Origin of the sequence: Mesorhizobium sp. ES1-4 (genome assembly GCF_020164745.1) — a bacterium.
GTDB lineage: Bacteria > Pseudomonadota > Alphaproteobacteria > Rhizobiales > Rhizobiaceae > Mesorhizobium.
In genome coordinates this window covers 55,110-71,829 of record NZ_JAIUGV010000009.1, presented here as the reverse complement: position 1 = coordinate 71,829, position 16,720 = coordinate 55,110, and the positions used below count along the sequence as shown (strand labels likewise).

At 63.2% G+C, this 16,720-nt stretch carries 18 protein-coding genes; 6 read left to right on the top strand and 12 right to left on the bottom strand.

Features of this window, described 5'->3' with window-relative positions; translation table 11 throughout:
• The first annotated feature begins 605 nt into the window (after positions 1-605).
• Both LB556_RS18425 and LB556_RS18420 read left to right on the top strand, forming a co-directional pair.
• Positions 606-1,628 (top strand): hypothetical protein, encoded by a 1,023-nt coding sequence (locus LB556_RS18425; RefSeq protein WP_224569167.1) that lies wholly within the window; start codon positions 606-608, stop codon positions 1,626-1,628.
• On the top strand, positions 1,618-2,538 hold the full coding sequence (locus LB556_RS18420; RefSeq protein WP_224569166.1) for a hypothetical protein: 921 nt from the start codon (positions 1,618-1,620) through the stop codon (positions 2,536-2,538). The genes LB556_RS18425 and LB556_RS18420 overlap by 11 nt, the downstream gene beginning before the upstream one ends.
• Positions 2,539-2,614: 76 nt before the next feature.
• On the opposite strand, the gene LB556_RS18415 is transcribed toward LB556_RS18420, so the two are convergent.
• The 8 genes from LB556_RS18415 to LB556_RS18380 all read right to left on the bottom strand — a co-directional run bounded on the left by LB556_RS18415 (position 2,615) and on the right by LB556_RS18380 (position 7,205).
• Positions 2,615-2,764 carry a hypothetical protein gene (locus tag LB556_RS18415; RefSeq protein ID WP_023677295.1) on the bottom strand — a complete coding sequence of 50 codons (150 nt, stop codon included), beginning with the start codon at positions 2,762-2,764 and terminating at the stop codon, positions 2,615-2,617.
• A gap of 56 nt (positions 2,765-2,820) precedes the next feature.
• Positions 2,821-3,105 carry a PRC-barrel domain containing protein gene (locus tag LB556_RS18410; protein ID WP_224569165.1) on the bottom strand — a complete coding sequence of 95 codons (285 nt, stop codon included), beginning with the start codon at positions 3,103-3,105 and terminating at the stop codon, positions 2,821-2,823.
• 222 nt (positions 3,106-3,327) lie between these two features.
• Entirely contained in the window at positions 3,328-3,672 is a 345-nt protein-coding gene (locus LB556_RS18405; RefSeq protein ID WP_224569164.1) for a DUF2934 domain-containing protein, read from the bottom strand.
• Between the two features lie 123 nt (positions 3,673-3,795).
• On the bottom strand, positions 3,796-4,395 hold the full coding sequence (locus LB556_RS18400; protein ID WP_224569163.1) for a BA14K family protein: 600 nt from the start codon (positions 4,393-4,395) through the stop codon (positions 3,796-3,798).
• Between the two features lie 105 nt (positions 4,396-4,500).
• Positions 4,501-5,022 (bottom strand): DoxX family protein, encoded by a 522-nt coding sequence (locus tag LB556_RS18395; RefSeq protein ID WP_224569162.1) that lies wholly within the window; start codon positions 5,020-5,022, stop codon positions 4,501-4,503.
• A gap of 323 nt (positions 5,023-5,345) precedes the next feature.
• Positions 5,346-5,825 carry a tetratricopeptide repeat protein gene (locus LB556_RS18390; RefSeq protein ID WP_224569161.1) on the bottom strand — a complete coding sequence of 160 codons (480 nt, stop codon included), beginning with the start codon at positions 5,823-5,825 and terminating at the stop codon, positions 5,346-5,348.
• 30 nt (positions 5,826-5,855) lie between these two features.
• The gene (locus LB556_RS18385; RefSeq protein WP_224569160.1) at positions 5,856-6,827 is read right to left on the bottom strand and encodes an MBL fold metallo-hydrolase; all 972 of its coding nucleotides are present in this window, start codon (positions 6,825-6,827) and stop codon (positions 5,856-5,858) included.
• 132 nt (positions 6,828-6,959) lie between these two features.
• Positions 6,960-7,205: a DUF680 domain-containing protein gene (locus tag LB556_RS18380; RefSeq protein WP_224569159.1), complete on the bottom strand. Its 246-nt coding sequence runs from the start codon at positions 7,203-7,205 to the stop codon at positions 6,960-6,962.
• A 613-nt stretch (positions 7,206-7,818) separates the two neighbouring features.
• Between LB556_RS18380 and LB556_RS18375 the strand changes: the two genes are divergently transcribed.
• From LB556_RS18375 to LB556_RS18365, 3 genes are read left to right on the top strand one after another with little or no spacing between them, the layout of a single operon-like run.
• Positions 7,819-11,931: a Pls/PosA family non-ribosomal peptide synthetase gene (locus LB556_RS18375; protein ID WP_224569158.1), complete on the top strand. Its 4,113-nt coding sequence runs from the start codon at positions 7,819-7,821 to the stop codon at positions 11,929-11,931.
• Complete coding sequence (locus LB556_RS18370; RefSeq protein WP_224569157.1) at positions 11,928-12,404, top strand: GNAT family N-acetyltransferase; 477 nt, start codon at positions 11,928-11,930, stop codon at positions 12,402-12,404. The genes LB556_RS18375 and LB556_RS18370 overlap by 4 nt, the downstream gene beginning before the upstream one ends.
• Positions 12,401-13,045: a 4'-phosphopantetheinyl transferase gene (locus LB556_RS18365; RefSeq protein WP_224569156.1), complete on the top strand. Its 645-nt coding sequence runs from the start codon at positions 12,401-12,403 to the stop codon at positions 13,043-13,045. Before LB556_RS18370 ends, LB556_RS18365 begins: the two co-directional genes overlap by 4 nt.
• Before the next feature lie 8 nt (positions 13,046-13,053).
• Here LB556_RS18365 and LB556_RS18360 read toward each other — a convergent pair whose 3' ends face one another.
• From LB556_RS18360 to LB556_RS18350, 3 genes are all read right to left on the bottom strand, one after another.
• Positions 13,054-14,154 (bottom strand): KamA family radical SAM protein, encoded by a 1,101-nt coding sequence (locus LB556_RS18360; protein WP_224569155.1) that lies wholly within the window; start codon positions 14,152-14,154, stop codon positions 13,054-13,056.
• A 121-nt stretch (positions 14,155-14,275) separates the two neighbouring features.
• Entirely contained in the window at positions 14,276-15,160 is an 885-nt protein-coding gene (locus LB556_RS18355) for an NmrA family NAD(P)-binding protein (protein WP_224569154.1), read from the bottom strand.
• Positions 15,157-15,339 carry a DUF1127 domain-containing protein gene (locus LB556_RS18350; protein WP_224569153.1) on the bottom strand — a complete coding sequence of 61 codons (183 nt, stop codon included), beginning with the start codon at positions 15,337-15,339 and terminating at the stop codon, positions 15,157-15,159. The genes LB556_RS18355 and LB556_RS18350 overlap by 4 nt, the downstream gene beginning before the upstream one ends.
• A gap of 210 nt (positions 15,340-15,549) precedes the next feature.
• Between LB556_RS18350 and gcvA the strand changes: the two genes are divergently transcribed.
• Positions 15,550-16,458: a transcriptional regulator GcvA gene (gcvA, locus tag LB556_RS18345; protein ID WP_224569152.1), complete on the top strand. Its 909-nt coding sequence runs from the start codon at positions 15,550-15,552 to the stop codon at positions 16,456-16,458.
• Positions 16,459-16,479: 21 nt separating this feature from the next.
• Here the strand turns inward: gcvA and LB556_RS18340 are convergent, their stop codons facing one another.
• Positions 16,480-16,692: a tautomerase family protein gene (locus LB556_RS18340; protein WP_224569151.1), complete on the bottom strand. Its 213-nt coding sequence runs from the start codon at positions 16,690-16,692 to the stop codon at positions 16,480-16,482.
• Between the last annotated feature and the right edge of the window lie 28 nt (positions 16,693-16,720).

Here is a 16,720-nt window from a genome sequence, read left to right as displayed (position 1 = left end):
AGGGCGCGAATGGTTAACGAATGGTTAATGGGGGTGGGGGTTGCATTGACTCAAGCGTGTCAACCTTTGATTGAATTTGGCTATTGCTGAGGTCGCATGTTCCCACTATGTTCTTTCATTGCAAGAACCCACCCAGTCCTACAAGGTCAAGCCATGATGACTCATGATTCGCCGATATTGTCGAAAAACGGTCCGGTGCCTATTTTACACCGGGCGATGTTGCGCAGGCTCTTGTTGCTTGGACCATCCGAGATCCTTCGGACCGCCTGCTCGATCCGTCGTGCGGAGACGGTCGGTTTCTTTCGGCACATCGCAACACGGTCGGCATAGAACAGAACCCGATTTCAGCGCAGGCAGCAATTTCAGTCGCTCCCTGGGCGTTGGTTCACGAAGGCGATTTTTTTACCTGGGCTGCAGCGACCACTGAACGCTTCGAGTGTGCTGCAGGTAATCCACCCTTTATTCGCTATCAAACCTTCAAGGGTGAGGTTCGGCATCGCGCTTTGGCATTGTGCGCGCGCGAGGGGGTGCAGTTCACCGGCCTTGCGTCTTCCTGGGCTCCATTTCTCGTGGCAACCGCCGGACTACTGAAGCCGGGAGGGCGAATGGCCTTTGTGGTGCCAGCGGAAATAGGCCATGCACCGTATGCTGCGCCTCTGCTTGAATATCTCGTACGATCCTTCTCCCGAGTTCACATCATAGCCATCCGGAAGAAGCTTTTTTCCTCCCTCTCCGAGGACTGCTGGCTCATCTATACGGATGGACGCGGCAGCTCGGCCTCACATATTGAGCTTACCGTTTGCGATGAATTCAAACCTGCCGGGCAGCGGCCAAAGCCCAACTGCTTTATTGATTTGAAAGAGTGGCGGACTACCTGGTCTCGCCGTTTGCGACCCTATCTTCTGCCCGAGAAAGTACGGGAGATTTATACAACCGCCATTCGTGACCCAAGTAGCAGGCGGTTTGGGGATTTCGCGAGTATTGGGATTGGATATGTAAGCGGCGACAATGATTTCTTTCACCTGCGCCCTTCGGAAGCCAAGCGCCTTAAGATTCCGGCGGAATTCTTGCACCCAAGCCTGCGCAACGGTCGCGCGATGCCCAGCAAACAGATAACACATGCAACCGTTGCAGCATGGACCAAAAGTGACGACAAGATATTGCTACTTCGCCTTAAGCGGGAGCAGGAACTGCCGCTTAGTATTCGGCAATATCTAGACAGCAGCATCGGGCGCGAAGCTCGGCTTGGCTATAAGTGCAGCAATCGCACCCCTTGGTATGCGGTGCCAGACGTCCAAGTGCCCGATTTCGTTCTGAGTTACATGTCAGGTCGCTCGGTGAATCTAGCCCAAAATCTTGCAGGGATTACATGCACTAATAGCGTGCATTCCGTTCGCATAAGAGACAAAATTTTAGCTAAGAAACTGCTCCCACTGTGGCTCAGCTCATTTGTGCGCCTCAGCTGCGAACTGGAAGGTCATGCACTTGGGGGTGGCATGTTGAAATTAGAGCCTAGAGAAGCCACCCGGATATTGTTTCCAGCAGAACATTTGCTTGTCGGCACTATTGATGAAGCACTAGAGGACGCTGTTAAAACGCTCCAAGGCTGGAGACACTATGCCCATTAATCTAGAGGCGAAGACCTGTCAGTGGACCAGTCAGTCTGAGGCTCTCGCGGCGTTCGCCGAGTTCACGGGAAAAACTCAAAGCGCCAGCCATATTAAACCTCTACATTGGTATGTTGCCTGTCGGCTGGTGGTTGAAGGTGGCTTTGACCCCGACGATATTGTACCCAGACCACCATTCAAGGTAGAGCGCGGTGCTGGCCGCCCTCCAAAACTCCACTATGAACCGACGTTGTCTCGCGGCGGTGAGCGAACCGTTCTCGGCGGACTAAAGACCAAAAATGTGGATGTCGTTGTGACACGAGACGGTATTGGACCCGTACTGGCTGTCTCATGTAAAGGAGTGACTGGCGCGTTTAGAAACCTAACTAATAGAATGGAAGAAACGATTGATGAATGCACTAATTTGCACATTACATATCCGGCTCTTGTGCTTGGCTATCTTGTCCTTCTCCGCGCTAATCGAAACATAGAGACGGCGCTGGGTGACGCTGCCTCGGTCGCAGCCAATATGCAGGATACCGCAGAGGCCGCGAAAACGTTAACCGCGAACGACATTGCTCTAACGGAAGGGGGCGAACCAGTTGCCGCCATAGTCCGCTTCCACAATGCCTTGCGCGAATTGGTTGGCCGTCGTGGGATCCGCAATGACGTGAGCCGTTATGAAGCAATAGGCTTTGGCCTCGTTGAAATGCATGCCCCTCGAAAGAACGATTTGCTGGATAGTTTTCCGACAGAGGGCAGCCCTTTGATGCTCAACGGCTTCTTTGATACGTTGTACGCTCGTTATGATGAGCGTTTTGTTGTAAGCGCGCCGGATCTCTCGATAGTAACTCGCCGTCTGCAGTGGGACGCAGCATCGCCCGCTCTCGCGCTTGCAAATCTAGATTACGAGCCTCGTGTAAGCGCCTGATGTTAACGAATCGGCTCTCCATTCGCGTCTCGCTATCGGATGAATGGCGCACACTCGTTGACGGTCATTGCCCCCCTCAATGCCGCTTGAAATACTGCACCTCCCGCTCGTGCTTCTCCGCCGCTTCCCTTGTGTCGAACGTCCCCAAATTCCGCCGCTTGCCCGTCTTCTCGTCCTTCTTGCGCGAATAAAGCCGGTATTTTCCGTCTTTCAGCTTCCTGATCATCGGTCTCTCCCTTGGAAAAGACGAAGGGCCCGGCAGTCGCCGAGCCCCCCTCCCTGTCAGTCGCGGTGTTCGGGCATGGCTTTCAGCTGGTCCTTGGTCCAGTTGGTCACGGCATGGACGTCGCCGTCCTCGTCGCGCATGAAATCGAGTTCGCTGGCGGCGACGGCGACCGGCTTGGCGCCGATGCCGAGGAAGCCGCCGACATCGATGACCACCTGGCTGCCGTGCAGGTGGTCGACCGAGCCGATCTTCTCGTCGTCGGGGCCGTAGATGGTGGCGCCGTCCAGAACGTCAGCGGTGAGTTCGGCGTTGCTCAGCCTTACGTGATTGGCATGGTCCATGAGTACATCTCCTTGGTTGGGACAGGGTGAACCTTCGAGGCGGCCAAGGGTTCCGACTGATTTGGCTCCGCCCGATTTTCCGTCGCTGATGCCGCTATGGATGTTGCCGACCGCACAGCACCAGACGACCGCATTGGCTGCCCGGGGCATTGCTTTTCGGGCGCTGGTCAGGGCGATTCCAGGGAAGGCGCGGAACGGCTTTTCCCTCGATAATTTCGTGACCTAGCCGCGATTCCTCGCCTTGAGCCCGCGCGCGGCCTGCTCGATCGCGGCGCGGTCGGTACCGAGCCTGTCGAGCAGCTCCTGCGCCTCGTCGCCCGATATGCCGGTGCGGATGGCCAGGTCCTCGACCGTCAGCACGTCGGAGCTGGCGATCTCGCCGGTTTGCGGCAGCGCATCGTCGGCAGTCAGCGGCAGGGCGGCTTCCCTGTCGATCTCCATCTCGGCCTGGTGCCAGTGCCGCTCGTGGTCGCCATGGACAGCGCCTTCGCGTTGCCAGATCTCGTAGGCACGGTCCTTGATCTTGTCGTCACGGTCCCTGATTTTGTCGTCTCGGTCGTCGTTCATTTCCATTCCTCCACTCGTGTGAGGCATGAACGCCGCGCCGGTGCGAACGATCCAAAAAATTTGCGTGATCATTGGAGATCATAAGGCGCCGCCTTGCAGCCGCCCGCCCCGCCGCCGGCGTGGCTATTCGCACTGACGCCTGGGTCCGCCGGAATATGGCTGGTAGCTGTTGTCATCGGGCCGGTAGGAGCGGTAGCGGCTGAAGCAGGAATCGATATGGTCGGCGGAAAGCGCCGTCGTGGCGGCCGACGCGGCGTCTCCCGCGGCGACATAGCTGACGGCCGCCGCGGGCTGCGTACCCTGGTCGGCGCCGGCGTCGAGATAGGGCGAGACGCAGGGACGTAGCTGCCCGCTATAGGACATATAGCTGTTGTCGTCGGGATGGCATGAACGGTAGTGGTCGGCACACCACCGGACATGGGACGCCGGCAGCGCATCGGCTGCAGCGGCCGGTGCGATCGAACCGGTCGCGGTCGTGTCCGGTGCCGGTTCCTTGACGGCGACATCGGACGGGGCGGGCTGGTCGGCCGGCAAGCGCTGGAGATTTTGCGCCGCCTTATCCACCGGCCGCGCGTTCCTGGTCCACAATTCCGCCACGCTGACCGTCGGCCTTGCCTCATGCGGGGACTTGGCGGCAAGCACCCAGAAGGCAAAGCCGAGGCCGCTACCGAAGACCGCGAGAGTCAAAACAAAGCCGCAGACCAGTGCCAATATCGCTTTCACGTCACGCTCCTTCAGTCCCTGCTTAAAGAATGCGGAGCATCGAAGCTGGTTCCAGCAAAGTGCGTGCCGTAAACGCGCGTGGACCGGGCGGGGGCGCGGCTCGCCTCAGACCGGCGGCCTAACCTGCACGGAAAACTGGTTCTCGACTGCAAGCAGCGCTGCCACCATGTCCTTGTCGCGCCGCCGCCGCAGCAGGTGACAGGCCAACAACCAGTCCAGCGAGACCCTGCCGGCACCGGTCATGGCCAGTATGAACATGCCGCCGGCAATCGCCAGATCCTTTTCGAAATGCAGCAGTTCGTTCTGGCTGGCGAAGTTGGTGTGAAACAGCATGGCCGTCGCCAGGCAGAACAGGCCGAGACCAACGGCGCCAGGCCGCGTCAGCAAGCCCGTTGCGACGGAGAACCCTGCCCCCAGTTGCAGCGCCACGACGGCAACGAACAGCGGCAGGCCGACGCCAAGGGCCGCCATCGCCTTGGCGGCGCCTTCGAAATGGGTGGCCAGTGTCACGCCCTCGTGCAGGAAGATGAGGGACAAAAGCAGGCGTCCGGCGAGCAGGGTCGCATCCCTCAGGCAAAGTCTGGTGGCGAGGCGGTGCGGCTTCGCGGCGCGTTCGTTCAGGGTCATGGTTGGGCTCCGATGTTTTTGAAACCGTGCAGGCGCTGCGCGGGGACGGCTGCCGCCTATGATGCTTGAAAGGGCCGGAGCCGGCTCGAGGGAGAGGCGCCGGCTCCGGCAATGGGCGCCAGCCACGGGCGCCCGAACCGGGATTCACCAGGTTCCAGGTCAGCGCCAAGCCCCCTCATCCGGCCGCTTCGCGACCACCTTCTCCCCAGCTGGGGAGAAGAGACTTGTGTCAGAGCCAGCGCCCTCCTCTCCCCCGGGGAGAGGTCGGATTGACCCGAATTGTTCCTTGCAATTCGGTCTCGGCAATCCGGGTGAGGGGGAACTTACTGCGTCACCTTGGTGTCGATGGCCTTCTGCAGGTCGGAAAGCTCGTCGCAGCCTGCCGGGCACAGTTTCCGTAGCGAGGCCAGTTGCTCATTGGCCTTGGCCATGTCGCCGGTCTCGACATAGAGCTCGCCCAGATACTCGCGGGCCGCCTTGTGGTCGGGCTTCAGCTCCAGCGCCTTGTTGTAATAGGTCAGCGCGGTGGTGAAGTCGCCGGTCTTGCGCAGCGTGAAGCCGAGCAAATTGTAGACGTCGGCCTGCTGATTGTCCTGCGCGAGGTCCCGCAAATCGGCCAGCGCGCCCTTGTAGTCCTTGGCGTCGATCTTGGCCTGGACGGCGGTGAGGTCGGGCGCGTCGGCGCCCTCGATGTCATCGACCGCATAGGCCGGCATGACGGTTGCGACGGGAACGACGGCCAGCACGGCAATGGCGCCGAGCAGGCCGAACAGGGCGTTTCTGCCCAAGAAAAATTGTTTCATTGTGTTTCTCGCTTTGTCCGGGTGCCGCGTTCAAACTTGAACCGGCGTGAAGCCATAGGCATTGCCGTCTTTCACGAAGACGCCGGTGCCCGGGAACGGGAAGTGCGAACCGGAAATATGAATGTCGTCCGCGATCACCCGATCGATGATCTTGTGGCGCGTGGCGATCGCCGTCGGTCCGTCCTGGTCGTAGCTGCCCTGCCATTCCGGATGCGGCGCCAGAAGCGCCGGCACATACATGGTGTCGGCCGAGATCATCAGTTGCTGCTTGCCGGAGTTGGCGAGGTATACCGAGTGGCCGGGCGTGTGGCCCGGTGCGGCGATGATCTGGATGCCCGGCACGACCTCGGCGCCGTCCTCGACCAGCTTCCAGTTCTTCCATTTCGGGAAGTTCTCGGCGATGCGCTTGCCGGCCGGCTTGCGGCCCTCGGGCAGCTTGGCCAGCCTGCCGGGGTCGGTCCACCAATTGTATTCGGTGGCATTGACGATCAGCTCGGCATTGGGGAACACCGGCGCGTTGGTGCCCTTCTCCATCAGCCCCCAGACATGGTCGGGGTGGAAATGCGAGATCATGATGGTGTCGATCGCCTTGTAGTCGATGCCGGCGGCGGCCATGTTGGCCGGCAGATGCGTGGCATTGGTCTGCCACTGGCCGACGCCCGAGCCCGCGTCCAACATGATCAGCCTGCCGCCCATCTTGAGCACGACGACGGTGAGCGGAATGGGCATGAAGTCCGTGGTCAGCCCGGCCTTGGCGAGCGCCGCCTTGGTTTCGTCGACAGAGACGTCCTTGATGAAGGCCGGGTCGTGCGGCTTCCTCCAGATACCGTCATAGACGGCGGTGACCTCGATGTCGCCGACCGTGTATTTGTAGAAGCCGACGGCGGGTTCCACCGCCGTTTCGGCGAAAGCGGGCCGGGTGAATTCCAGCTTGCCGGCAAGGCCGAAAGCGGCAGCGGCGGCGGCGGATTGAAGCACTGTGCGGCGTGTCATGCTGAACATGGTGATCTCCAGTGTTGAGTGGTGGCTAAGTCGCGAAAGCCAAAGGGAATGACGAAGGGCCAAGCCCCTGGCCCTTCGTCACCGATCGCGGAGCGGAGCGGCACTGTCGGGAGCCGGTGCCGCTCCATGAACTCAGTTGCCCCAGATGCCCTGGCCGGGTTCGTCCGCGTCGGGTTTGGTCGCCGGCCGGCTCGGCCCGGTCCTCACCTTTGTGTCGACGCCGTCAGGACGCGCCGTGTAGGGGATCGAGGCGGTGGCATTGGTGTCGACGGTGGCGCGCGTCTGGTCGGCGGTGTTGGCGCCGAAATGGTCGCTGCCGGCAAAGGCGGAACTCGAGGCGAGCAGCATCGCGGCCACGCTGAGAGCGAGCTTGGTCATTTCGATAATCCTTTTCGTTTCTTCGCGTCGCGGGCCGGTCGGCCCCGCTGATAACAAGACCCGCGAAGGCCATGCTTTATTCCCGGGCGGCGTGAGATTTTTCTGCAAGGGCGCGAAGCGGCGGCGGCGGCCATGCGGAAGGGCGGCCAGACACAATTCAGAAACAAGATTCAACACTTCAGAAAAACTGGCGAAAAGATCGGATGGCATAAGCATCCCTCAACGGCCGGAAATCCGGCCGCCGCACAGGCGCACGGCATAGGTACGGGGCAATGCAACGAGGTTCGGACGGATGGATGGGTGCCCTGCCCGGCATGTCGCTCGCCGCCGGCGGCCCCCGGGCGATGCGCACGCCTGTGCCGCGCGCCCACGCTGCCGAATTGTGAGGACGGAGCGGCCGATTCTGTGATAACCGCCCGGCCGAAATGGGGTGCCAGCCGGTCGGTGATCGCCGGCCGGGATAACGGAATCTTCCGTCCTGGAAGCTTCGGTCATTCCACCTCCATCAACAACGATCAAATTGCAGCGGCGGCGCAGCCGACAATGCCTGCTCGAGCGGCGGCATGATCGAGATGCGCCTGTGACGGCTTCGCCAGGACGAGAAAGTTTGGAAATGGACCACGGTATCGATATCGCCGAACTGGACAGGGAAACGGCAAGATCGGGCGCAGAGCCCGAGGCTCGCTCCGGCAGCGTCGATTTGGCTGCAGGAATCGGCTCCGAAGCACGCAGCCAGGTCCTGGTGGGAGCCGATTTTGCCTGGGCAGGCCAGCCCGACGAGCGGCTCGACAAGGTCTTCGAGCAACTCGCCGAAACATTCGCCACGCTGCCGGCGGTGATCTCCGAGGGCCGTGCCTGGACCTATAGTGAGCTGGATAGCCGCGCCAACCAGTTCGCCCGTCTGCTGATCAAGCGCGGCGTGCAGCCGGGTCACCGGGTCGGCCTCATCCTCGACCGGTCCGCCGAAACCTATGTGGCCTTGCTGGCGGTGGTGAAGGCGGGGGCCGCCTTCGTGCCGCTGGCCACCGCGTTTCCCGAAGAGCGCATGGCGCTCATCGTCGAAGACGCCAGCGTCAGCCTGATCGTCACCATTGCCGCCTACGCATCGCGGGCCGGTCAACTGCCCGTTCCGCACCTTCTGATCGACAGCGCTTCCGCCGAAATCTCCAAACAATCCAGCGCGCCGCTGAAGCCGCACAAGGCGCCCTCTCCAGCCGACGACATCTGCTACATCCTCTACACCTCCGGCACCACCGGCCGCCCCAAGGGCGTGGCCATCCGCCACCAGAGCTTCGTCAACTTCATCCGCGTCGCCGCGGCATCTTACGGCTACCGGCCGGGCGACCGCGTCTACCAGGGCATGACCATCGCCTTCGACTTTTCCTCCGAGGAGATCTGGGTGCCGTTCGTCGCCGGCGCGACCGTCGTGCCGGCACCGGGCCAGATGCCTCTGGTGGGCGAAGAGCTCGTCGATTTCCTGCGCCATCACGACATCACCTGCATGGCCTGCAGCCCGACGCTTCTGTCGTCGATGACATCGGACGTGCCCAGCCTGCGCACGCTGCTGGTGGGCGGCGAGGCCTGCCCCCACAATCTGGTGGTGCGCTGGTCGAAGCCCGGCCGGCAGATCCTCAACACCTATGGCCCCACCGAGGCGACGGTCACGGCAACCATGGGCGCGCTGACGCCGGACCGGCCGGTGACGATCGGCGCGCCGCTGCCCACCTATTCGATCGTCATTCTCGACCCCTCCGTGCCGGAACTTGCCGAGCCCGGTGAACTGGGCGAGATCGGCATTGCCGGCATCGGGCTGGCGGTCGGCTATCTCAACAGGCCGGACCTGACCGAGCAGAAGTTCATTGCCGACTTCCTCGGCCTGCCGAACAACCCGTCCAGGCGCATCTACCGCACCGGCGACCTTGGCCGGATCAACGACGTCGGCGAGATCGAATATGCCGGGCGCATCGATACCCAGGTGAAGATCCGCGGCTATCGCATCGAACTCGGCGAGATCGAGGCCGTGCTGCTGGACCAGCCCGGGATCGCGCAGGCCGCCGTCACCACCTGGGAGATCGAACCCGGCCGTGTCGAACTCGTTGCCTACTACGCGCCCAAGGCCGGCCAGCCGGCGCTTTCGCGCGCCGACATCGCGCAGACGATGAAGCGGCGGCTGCCGGACTACATGGTGCCCTCCTACCTGGAGGAACTGCCGGCGATCCCGATGACGGTCTCCAACAAGGTCGACCTTCACCAGCTTCCCAAACCGACCAGCGTCCGGCTTTCGGCCGACCGCGCCATGGTGGCGCCCGGCAATGACGATGAGCGTTTCCTGGCCGACGCGCTATGCGCCGTGCTGAAATTCGACGACGTGTCCGTCGAGGACAATTTCTTCGACGACCTTGGCGCCAACTCGCTGCTGATGGCGCATTTCTGTGCCCGCGTGCGCACACGCAAGGAATGGGCGACGACGTCCATGCGCGACATCTATCTCTATCCGACCGTGGCGCGCCTGGCCAAGCACCTGAGCGTGGCCGAAGAGATGACGGTGGCCACCACCGAGCCCGTTCTCACCCGTCGGGCATCCGACCTCGCCTACTGGACCTGCGGCGCGGCGCAGTTGCTGTTTTACGCGACCTACAGCTACGTGGCGTTGTGGGCGCTCAATGGCGGCCTCAACTGGGTCTATGACACGCTCGACGATCCGCTGCGGCTCTATTTCAGGTGCGTGGTGCTGTCGGCCGGCGTGTTTTTCGGCATGTCGGGCTTTGCCATCCTGGCCAAATGGGTGCTGGTGGGTCGCTGGAAGGCGGAAGCGTTCCCGATCTGGGGGCTGCGCTACTATCGCTTCTGGGTGGTCAAGACCTTGATCCGCTCGGCGCCCGTCGTGCTGTTCCGCGGCAGCCCGCTCTACAGCCTCTACCTGCAACTTCTGGGGACCAGGATCGGCAAGAACGTGGTCATCGAATCCCGCGCCGTGCCCGTGTGCACGGACCTGATTTCGATCGGCGACCGAACGATCCTGCGCAAGGAATCGCTGATCCTCGGCTATCGCGCCCAGGCCGGCTATATCCACACCGGGCCGCTGACCATCGGCCGCGATGCCTTCGTCGGCGTCGGCTGCACGCTCGACATCGACACCGCGATCGGCGACGATGGCCAGCTCGGCCATTCGTCCTCGCTGCAGCGCGGGCAAAGCATTCCCGACGGCGAACACTGGCATGGATCGCCGGCGGTGCCGACCACGGCCGACTATTGCAAGGTGCGCAATGTCAACCCTCCCCGCTTCCGGCGCTTCCTCTACGAGGCTGTGCAGCTGGTAGGCCTGTTCGCCATTGTCACCCCGCTGCCGCTTTTGTTCCACAGCTATTGGGAGAATGTCGGCGACGATTATCAGGAGACGATCGGCATTGTGGCGATCGGCACCACGGTCACGCTTTTCGGCTACATCGCCGTGGCCTTCCTCGCCGCCACGCTGGTGCCGCGCCTGTTCAGCCTGATCCTGAAACCCGGCCGCACCTACACGCTCTACGGCTTCCGCTACTGGCTGCAGACGGTTGCCGAGTTCACCAGCAACTCCCGCGTGCTCGGGCTGGTGTTCGGCGACAGCTCGGCCATCGTCCATTACATGAGCGCCATCGGCTGGAACCTCAACAAGGTGGTGCAGACCGGCTCCAATTTCGGCTCCAACCAGCAGCACGAAAACCCGCTTCTGTGCGAGATCGGCACCCAGACCATGGTGTCGGACGGGCTTTTCATGATCAACATGCACAAGTCCGCCTCCGCGTTCCGGCTCGAGCCGACACGGATCGGCGAGCGCAACTATCTCGGCAACAACATCTACTATCCGCCGGATGGACGCACGGGCGACAACGTCCTGCTCGGCACCAAGGTGATGGTGCCGATCGACGGGCCGTTGCGCGAGAATGTCGGCCTTCTGGGCTCGCCGCCCTTTGAAATCCCGCGCATGGTGAACCGCGACAAGGAACTCATCGCCGGCATCGACGAGGAAGACCGGCGCAGGCGCATTCCGCTCAAGAACCTCCACAATCTGGTGACGATCGTCCTGTTCATGGCGACGCAATGGGTCATGCTGTTCGCCACGCTGGCGATCTGGGACCGGGCGCTGAACTACTACACCGAATGGGCGGAAGTCGCCCTCTTCGTGGCGGTGCTTCTGACCTCGGCGATAACCATTCCGTTCTACATCTTCGTCGAGCGGGCAAGCCTTGGCTTTCGCAAGCTGAAGCCTCGGATAACGACGATCTACGACGTCACCTTCTGGCGCCACGAACGGCATTGGAAGCTCGCGGATTCGCCCATCGTGCGCCTGTTCAGCGGCACGCCGTTCCGGCCGATGATCCTGCGCATGCTGGGCGTCAAGGTGGGCAGCAGAGTCTATGACGGCGGCGCCAACCTGACCGAGCGTTCGCTGGTCGAGATCGGCGACGATGTCACGCTCAACGAGGGTTGCGTGATCCAGGCCCATTCGCTGGAGGAAGGCGCGTTCAAGTCCGACTTCATCCGCATCGGCAAGGGCTGCACGCTCGGGCCTTCCGCTTTCGTCCACTACGGCGTCGTGATGGGCGAAGGTTCGATGGTCGATGCCGACGCCTTCGTCATGAAGGGCGAGGAGCTGGAGCCCAATTCCATCTGGCGTGGCAACCCGGCCAAGCTGCATCGGTTCGTGGAGCCCGTCAGCGAGGGCTCCAGGGCGTCGGCGCCTTGACGGACGGCGCGCCCGGCAATTTGGACATCCGTATCGCTCCCGTGACCAAGGCCAACCGAACCCTGGTCACGGCCCTGCGACTGGCTCCGGAGCAGATGGATTTCGTCGCCAGCAATGCGGACTCGCTGCGCGAAGCCGGATCCGACCGGGACGCGCGGCCACGCGCCGTGATGGTTGGCGACCAGCTCGTCGGGTTCCTGATGTACGAGGCGCCGCGGGACGATGACGAGGCGCGCATCTACCGCTTCATGATCGACCGCGCATGGCAGGGCCGGGGCTATGGCAAGGCCGCGCTGCGGGCGGTGCTGGAGGAAATCGGAAGGCTCGGCCACATCAGGCACGTGTCGATCTGCTACGAACCCGGGAACGAGGCGGCACGGCGGCTCTACCGGAGCGCCGGTTTCGTGGAGGAAGGGCTCGACGAGGACGGAGAAATGATCGCCGATCTCGTGCTCCCGGCCGGCGGTCGATGACACCGTCAGCCAATCCGTCCGAGGAAATCGCCCTCGCCCGCGCCATGGCCGCCATGGCCCCTGCCGGGATCCGCACCGGTTGCCGGATCATCCGCAGGCGTGACGAGGTCCATCTGCTGCCGCCGGAGGCACGCTCCATCCCCGCCCGCCAGCCGGCCATGCGGCGGGCCAGCGGCGCGGCGCGCTGGATCGCGCACCGGCTGCTGGCCGATGCCGGCTTCGACGGTTTCGCGCTCTTGCGCTCGCCATCCGGCGCGCCCGCCTGGCCCGGGGGGATGACGGGCTCGCTCGCGCATGACGACGACATGGCGGTGGCCGCGGTCGCGCCTGTTGGCCGCATCGTCTCGCTCGGCATCGACGTCGAGCCGGCGCTACCTCTGCCCGACGACATTTTCGCGATCGTCTCGACAGCGGCGGATCGGATGGGCTCGGCCGACCGACGGCTTGCCGGCCGCATTCTGTTTTGCGCCAAGGAGGCGGTCTACAAGGCGGCCTATCCGCTCGATCGCGAAGTGCTGGGCTACGAGGATATCGCCGTGGACCTCGACGCAGGCCGCGCGACGACGAGGATGGGCCGCAAGGTCAGCCTCGCATATTGCGTTGCCCCGCGCGTGGTCGTGCTGGCGTTTGTCGCAGGATAGGTGTTGGCCTATACGCCAACCACCTCCCGATAGTCTCTCACCGCGCCATCCAGCCCGCGTATGCGCCAGCTCTGCCCGTCCCGTGCCTCGACATGGCACGGCCCGAGCGGTACCTTCCCTCCCCCTTCCGGCAGGTCCAGCACATAGACCGGATTGCAGATGCCGGACAATCGCGCCCGCAGCGCTTCGGCCAGCGCCTGGCCCTCGGCAATCGTGGTGCGCCGGTGCGCCATGCCCCGCGCCAGGTCGCCATGATGCAGGTAATAGGGCTTTATCCCAAGCCGGTACATCAGCTCGCGGCAGAGCTCTTCCAGCACCTCGACGCTGTCGTTGACGCCTTTCAAGAGAACGCTCTGGTTGAGCAGCACGAAGCCTGCCTGCCGCAAGCTGAGGCATGCGGCGTCGGTGACATCGGTGATCTCGCGCGCGTGGTTGAAATGGGTGACCACCGTCACCATCAGCCGGCCCTGCAGCGCCGCGACCAGCCCTGATGTGATGCGCGAAGGCAACGCCACCGGCACGCGCGTGTGGATACGCAGGAGCCGCACATGGGCAATAGCTTCGATGCGGGCGCGGATTTCGGCCAGCGCCGCGTCCGGGAGCGACAGCGGATCGCCGCCGGTCAGGATCACCTCGCGGATTTCGGGATGGCCAGCGATATAGGCCAGCGCCGGCTCCAGCGCCTCGCGCGTATAGCCACGGCCGATCGAGGTCAGCGATTCCTTGCGGAAGCAGAACCGGCAATAGACCGCGCATTGATAGGTCGGGAACAGAAGCACCCGGTCGGCGTGGCGATGCGTCAGCCTGGGCACCGGGCTGAATTCGTGATCCGCGATCGGGTCGCCGAGCTCGCCCTCCGCCTCCTCCAGTTCCCCAGGCGACGGGATCACCTGCGCCCGGATCGGATCGGCGGGATCGTTCCAGTCGATCAGGTCGAGATAGCTTTTTGGTGCGCGCACCTTGTGCAGCGTGGCGGCGGCTTGCGCGGCTTCGCGTTCGGCCGGCGCGAGCGGCAGGGAGGAGAGGTCGCGTACATGGCGCACGCCGGCGCGGACATCGTTCTGCCAGGCGGAGTCGGCGGCGCGGGTTGCATCTTTGAAGTCGGTCATCGGCAGGTCTCGGGCTGTTCGCGCGGACCTATCGGCCGGATGAGCTGTCGGGTCAACCGCCACCGGAAGCCAACGACAGGAGCCGCGCCTCGGGGCGCGGCTTCCGTCGTCCGTTTAACAGTCACACCGCGCCCGCCATCGCGACAAAAGCGCTTTCGATGCTCTCGAACTTCAGCTCCGGATAAAGCGCGCCCGCTTCGGGGGTGGCCGTCTCGAGCGCGGTCTCGCCTCGGATCCAGAACGCGCGCAGCAATCCAAGGCCTGGCGCCGCCGCGATCATCGTCTCCAGTTCCTCGGCGCTCATCTGCTTGACGTGCGGCGAACGGCCGCTCACCCGGCGCCACAGCTCGATCATCGCACTCTGCGTGATCTTGTTCTGCGCAATACGGATTTCGCTGCGAACGGCATTGGGATCTTCCAGCGCACGCATTGTGACAGCGGCGATGTCCTTCTCGCTGACGAAGGTCGCCGGCACATTGCCTGCGCCGTAAAGCGTCACCTCGTCGGGCGGCAGCGGCGACGAGCCGAAGCGCGTCAGGTCGCCCAGCGTGGCCACCCATGTCGAGAAGAAGCCGTTGGTGTAGATCACCGTATAAGGCAGATCGGCTTGCCTGACCGCGTCGAAGACGGCCCGCTTGATGTCGAGCGGTTGGATCGTGCCGGGTGCGGCGGCGGCAAAGTCGAGGCCGAAGCCCGCGGACGGCACATAGCGGGAGACGCCCGCGTCCCTGACGGCGCGTACCAGCGTCATCTCGCTGGCCGACCCGACATGCACCGAGCTGATGACCCGATCGACCTTGCCGACGGCCCGCACAAGGCTGTCATAGTCGTCGAGATCGCCGACATGGACGGCAGCCCCCAAGTCCTTCAGCGGACGCATGCGTTCCTCATTGCTTGATGTCGCCGGCCGGACCAGCACATGCAGGTTGTCGCCATTGCGCGCGCTGGCCTTCGCCATCTCGCTGCCGAGAAGCCCGGTGGCGCCGATGATCAGGGTGCTGGTCATATCGCTCTCCCATTGCCAAGGATGGAACCGTCCCAGTCGCGTTCCAGGCCGATGTCATGCAAACGGCGGTCGGAAAACCGGGAAATCTGACGCCGCGTGCGGCGGCGTTCGAAAATCGCCGCGCCTCGCATGGCAAGACCGCTCATCGCGACGCCGATGGGTGTAAGGGTAAAGGTCATTGTCCATCTCCTGTCTCATTGGGCGCAAGCCCGCCGATGTCGCCCGGGGGCGAGCATGACGATTGCTCACACTTGTCTGGTCAATTCAGCGCATCGATGAACCGGAAGGCCGGTGCGGATGCTTGGTACGCCTGAATAATGGGCTGTTCTGGACTGGACGACAAACGACTCTTTGTGCAGTATTTGTGAGCAACACTCACAGGTCAAACCATGCCGCGCAGATTGCCGCCCCTCACCGCCTTGCCCGCCTTCGACGCCGCCGCCCGGCATTTGAGTTTCTCAAGGGCGGCGCAAGAACTCAACGTCACCCATGGCGCTGTCAGCCGGGCCATCCGCAACATCGAGGACAGGCTGGGCATCCAGCTCTTCGATCGCGGCACGCGCTCGGTGCGCCTGACCGCTGTCGGCGCGGCCTATGCGGCGGAAGTCGGCAAGGCGCTCGACCAGATCGCCGCCGCCACCATCGCCGCCACGCCAGACCGCTCGACGCGCATCCTCAACGTCAGCACGTCGGACGGCTTTGCCGGCCGCTGGCTGGTGCCGAGGCTGCACCGTTTCCATCGCGCCAACGACGATATCGACGTGCGGCTGGCGACCTCGGGCGTGCTGGCCGATTTCGTCAGCGATGGCATCGACATCGCTATCCGCTATGGCAAGGGCGGCTACACAGGTGTGACGGTGGAGTTTCTCGCCGATGAGGAGGTCTTCCCCGTCTGCAGCCCGGAGCTCCTGCTCGGCGAGCATCCCCTGCGCCTGCCCGGGGATTTGAAGCACCACAAGCTGATCCATGACGCTTTTCGCATCGGCTGGGCGGCATGGCTTGAACAGGCCGGCGTCGAAGGCATCGACCCCAAGCGCGGCGTCCGCTTCGATTCCGCCACTTTCGCCGTCGAGGCCGCCGTGCATGGCGAGGGCGTGTTGCTCGGCCGCAGCGCGCTGGTTTCCGCCGACCTCGCGGCGGGCCGGCTGGTCCGGCCCTTCGACTTGGCGCTGAAATCAGCGGCCAGCTACTACGTCGTCTATCCCGAAGGCGCGCTGCGCCAGAAAAAAGTCAGGGCATTCCGCGACTGGCTGTTCGCCGAGATCGCGACCGATTGGGCGGGTGCGACAAGCAGCTGAGTGGCCAATGGCAGCAAGTGCCTAGTCCCTGGTGCGATGGGCATCCGGCACGATGAAAACCTCGTCCGCCCGGCCATAGCCGCCATCGGCGATCTCCTCCACGAGCACCATCGTGTAAGGGCGCACACCCTCACCGAAAAAGTCGACGAACATGGCTGTGGTTCGATGGATGAGGTCTTCCTTCTGCGCCTTGGAGAGAGCCGCTTGCGGCATTTTGATATTGGCGAATGGCATGATCGTTTCCTTTATTTTTAAGGCTGGA